At 49.5% G+C, this 3563-nt stretch carries 3 protein-coding genes; all 3 read right to left on the reverse strand.

Annotated features, from left to right (window positions below; translation table 11 throughout):
- Positions 1 to 126: 126 nt before the first annotated feature.
- Positions 127 to 1434 (reverse strand): serine dehydratase subunit alpha family protein, encoded by a 1308-nt coding sequence (locus Q3886_RS09440; protein ID WP_301861191.1) that lies wholly within the window; start codon positions 1432 to 1434, stop codon positions 127 to 129.
- A 15-nt stretch (positions 1435 to 1449) separates the two neighbouring features.
- Complete coding sequence (locus Q3886_RS09445; RefSeq protein ID WP_301861193.1) at positions 1450 to 2709, reverse strand: hypothetical protein; 1260 nt, start codon at positions 2707 to 2709, stop codon at positions 1450 to 1452.
- Between the two features lie 134 nt (positions 2710 to 2843).
- On the reverse strand, positions 2844 to 3512 hold the full coding sequence (locus Q3886_RS09450) for a transcriptional regulator (RefSeq protein ID WP_301861192.1): 669 nt from the start codon (positions 3510 to 3512) through the stop codon (positions 2844 to 2846).
- Between the last annotated feature and the right edge of the window lie 51 nt (positions 3513 to 3563).

Consider the following 3563-nt stretch of genomic DNA (forward strand, 5'->3'; position numbering starts at 1 on the left):
TTCACGGGGCTTATGTTTCAAATTTTTCGGGACATTTTCATAAATGCTTGACATGCGATTATCCTCTCCTCACCAAACAACAAACCAGGCCCTGCACAGATACGAGTGCAGGGCCTGGTTGTATTTCTAATGTTCTGATTTGTTTTTATTCATCATAATGCGGAGAATTTCCTGATCCGTAATCTGCATGCCGTGGCTGGCCAGCTGGCCAAGATTATGAATACATTCGTCAGCATCAAAGGCTACCAGTCCGTCATGACCGCTTACATACACCCCATCCAGCGCTAAGATGACCGCGCGGACAGCTGAAGTACATGCCGACGCTACTTTTATGGAACAGCTGTTGGCAGCTCCATCACAGACCATGCCGGATATATCGCCGGTCATGCTGCAGATTGCACGGCTGATGACAGTCAGTTTATCCTCTTTGGCCAGCAGCCAGGCCATGCCGGCAGCCGCTCCCATACAGGCCGTAATAGTCGCACAGAATGCGGAAAGTTTCGGCAAAAAGGCATGGGCATAAATGGCTGTCATATGCGATAAAGCCAGGGCCCGAAGCCGTACTTCTGGTGAGGCCTGTACGTAATCAGCCACTGCTACGACAGGCATAGTTGCGGAAATGCCCTGATTGCCTGAGCCGGAGTTAGTCATAGCCGGCAGTTTCGCGCCACCCATACGGGCATCTGACGCGCCGACAGTCCGGATGACAACCTTCGACAGTAAATCATTGCCGAGCAATCCCCGGTCCTGCTGCTGTCTCATGGAGCAGCCAAGATGGAGGCCGTAGTTTCCCGTAAGGCCTTCCTTAGACAACGCATCATTTACCACTTCTGACTGGCGCAGAAATTCAATCTGTTCCAAAGGAACCTGTTCTGCAAATTCCAGAATATCTGCCAGGCCCAATCCCTGGAGGAAAAAAATCTTATCATCTTTGTTGCCGCTATCTGTCTGCGCAGCAGAAAAGATGGATTCACCGTCTTTTTCAATGGAAATGACATTCGTATGCCCATTGGCAATACATACTTTTACAGCATGATGTTCACCTTTTACCAGGGCTTCAGAATACAGGACATAAGGTATTTCTTCGGCAATGCCGACTGTAACCAGCCCTGTATCTACCATATGTGCGCCCTGCTGCACCGCTTCAGCAGACGCACTTTCCAGGACCTGCAGCCCTGCATCCGGATCGCCGCCCAAAGCACCGACAGCGGCAGCAATCAGCAGGCCAGGCCGTCCCGTACCGGGAACCATAACGCCCATGCCGTTTTTCATGAGATTCGGCGATACCCTTGCTTCAATGGACTGTACCGGTTCTCCCAGTTCGCGGGCAGCTACTGCCGAAGCATAGGCCAGGGACACCGGTTCTGTACAACCCGTAGCCGGAACGACGTCTGTTTTTAATATATCTATCATTCGATTCCATACAGTATTCATGACAAGCTCCTCTTTTTACGAAAATGCCAGGAACGGCGAAACAATGAGCAGTAATCCTGTAATAATGATAATTTTCAGGCTAAGTCCTTTGTACTGGTGCAACATGGGGACCTTATATACCAGATATGCCGGAATCAGGCAGCCGACCATGCCAAAAATAGGACTGCAGATGGACGTAAAGCTGAGGACCGGCGCATTCAGCACGATAGCCCCCCACGATACAAGGATGGCAAACACGAGAATACCGTATTTTACCAGGCTCTTGTTAATCTTTTCTTCCGGCATGATGCGGCGCAGGCAGTTCAGGGCAATGCCGTGACAGGCTTCGCGGAAGCCGAGGAATACGCTGAAATAGGCCGTCATGACGGCAAAAATATTCAAGATGAGGCTCATGAATTTTACGGAATTTCCTTCAAACCCCTGGGCGGCCATAGCCAGGGAAGAAATATTCTGCGAATATGCCAGTACAGCCTGATCATGGCCCATGGCCAGATTAAAGGAAATGGCATAGAAGAATACGACGACGAAGAGAATGCCAAAGGCAATATTCATGGCCCGCAGCGATTTATACCGCGCTACTTCAATGGATTTATTATGGGCCCGGTACGAAATAACCATGGGGCTGAGACTTTGAATAAACAGAATCGACGTCAGCGTAAAGGGCAGCATAATAATCGTTTCTTTAATCAGATAGTCGAAGTCCGGGAAGGCACCGAAGTTGGCAAAATCCCAGTGCTGAATCATAATGAGCCCTAAAATGGCAATAACGCCGATTTTCGTCAGTACCATTCCGGTAGACAGCTTGAACAGCAGTTTTTCTCCCCGCGATGCCAGGGCAACGAGAATGCAGATAATAGCCAGGCCATACAGCGGATTTTCTGACAGCACCGCATCAGTTACGCCAAAGGTATGGAGGAAGGAAGCACTGTCATTGGTAATAGCCGTTGAGTAGACAAATACCCAGATGACGAGCATGACAAAGTACAGTATGCCCAGGAAAAATCCCCAGTTCTTGCCTAAATATCCGCCAATGATGCTGGGATAATCTTCGGCCTTTTCTGCTGCTGCCAGCGTGTTGATAAACAGTTTCTGGAATAAATACATGGCCGGATAGCCAATAATGGAAGAAAGCAGGTAAATCCAGATGCCGGCAATACCTACCTGAACCGGCAGGAATACGATTCCCGCACCAATGGCCATGCCGATGCTCATAATAACCCAGCCCCAGTCGGTACTGTCAAAACGAACGGCTTCTTTCCACTCCGCTTCTGTCATGCCGGCCCGTCCGGCACGTGCTGCAGCTCCTGCCCCGCCAGGCACGGGGATTCCTTTTTCCAATTCCATGTTCATTGTCTCCTTTACCTAATAATACAAAACCAATACGTACAAACTTTTTTGCCTCGCCGCGTTTATTCCCGCCGAATCCGATTGAGATAGCGGTAAATTGTAGGCTCCGATACGCCAAGCTTATCAGCCAGAGCTGATATGCCGCCTTTCAGCAGGAACAGGCCATCGTCATGCAGATCATGGGTCACCTGTATCCGCTCTTCGCTGGACAGCCGCTTGGCTTCTACGGGATAGGCAGACAGACGTTTATCGATCATACTCTCGATGGCATCGCCAGCCGTCGTATGAAACGTCTCCCGTATGACCGGTTCCGGCGCCTGTGTTTCTTTGGGCTCTGCTTCATTCACATCCAGGCCCATCAGAAACAGCTGATCCAGCATACCGCGAATGGATGTATAAGCCTGTACATCGTAATTCAGGCACAACACCCCTTCTACAGTACCTTCTGCGTTGCGGATAAAATACGATGACGACCGGAACGTATGACCAGTACTGCCTTTACCGCAGTAATTAACTACATAGGGAATTTTCTCTTCCTGTTCCTTCTGCAGCAGTTTCAGCGTAAAATCCGTCAGAGAACCGCCGACATGGCGGCCGCTTAACTGTCCGTTGGCAATGGCTACAATCGAGTGTTCCGGATCGGACACATCATGAAGAACCACTTCGCAGTATTCCCCCAAAGCCTTGCCCAAAAACGCGACAAGAGGCACATATGCATCTAATTTTCCCATTTGTTCCCTCCTGTTTCTTATTACAATAAAATTTTATCATCACTTTAATAT

The sequence above is a fragment of the uncultured Megasphaera sp. genome (assembly GCF_958350005.1).
Taxonomy (GTDB): Bacteria; Bacillota; Negativicutes; order Veillonellales; family Megasphaeraceae; genus Megasphaera.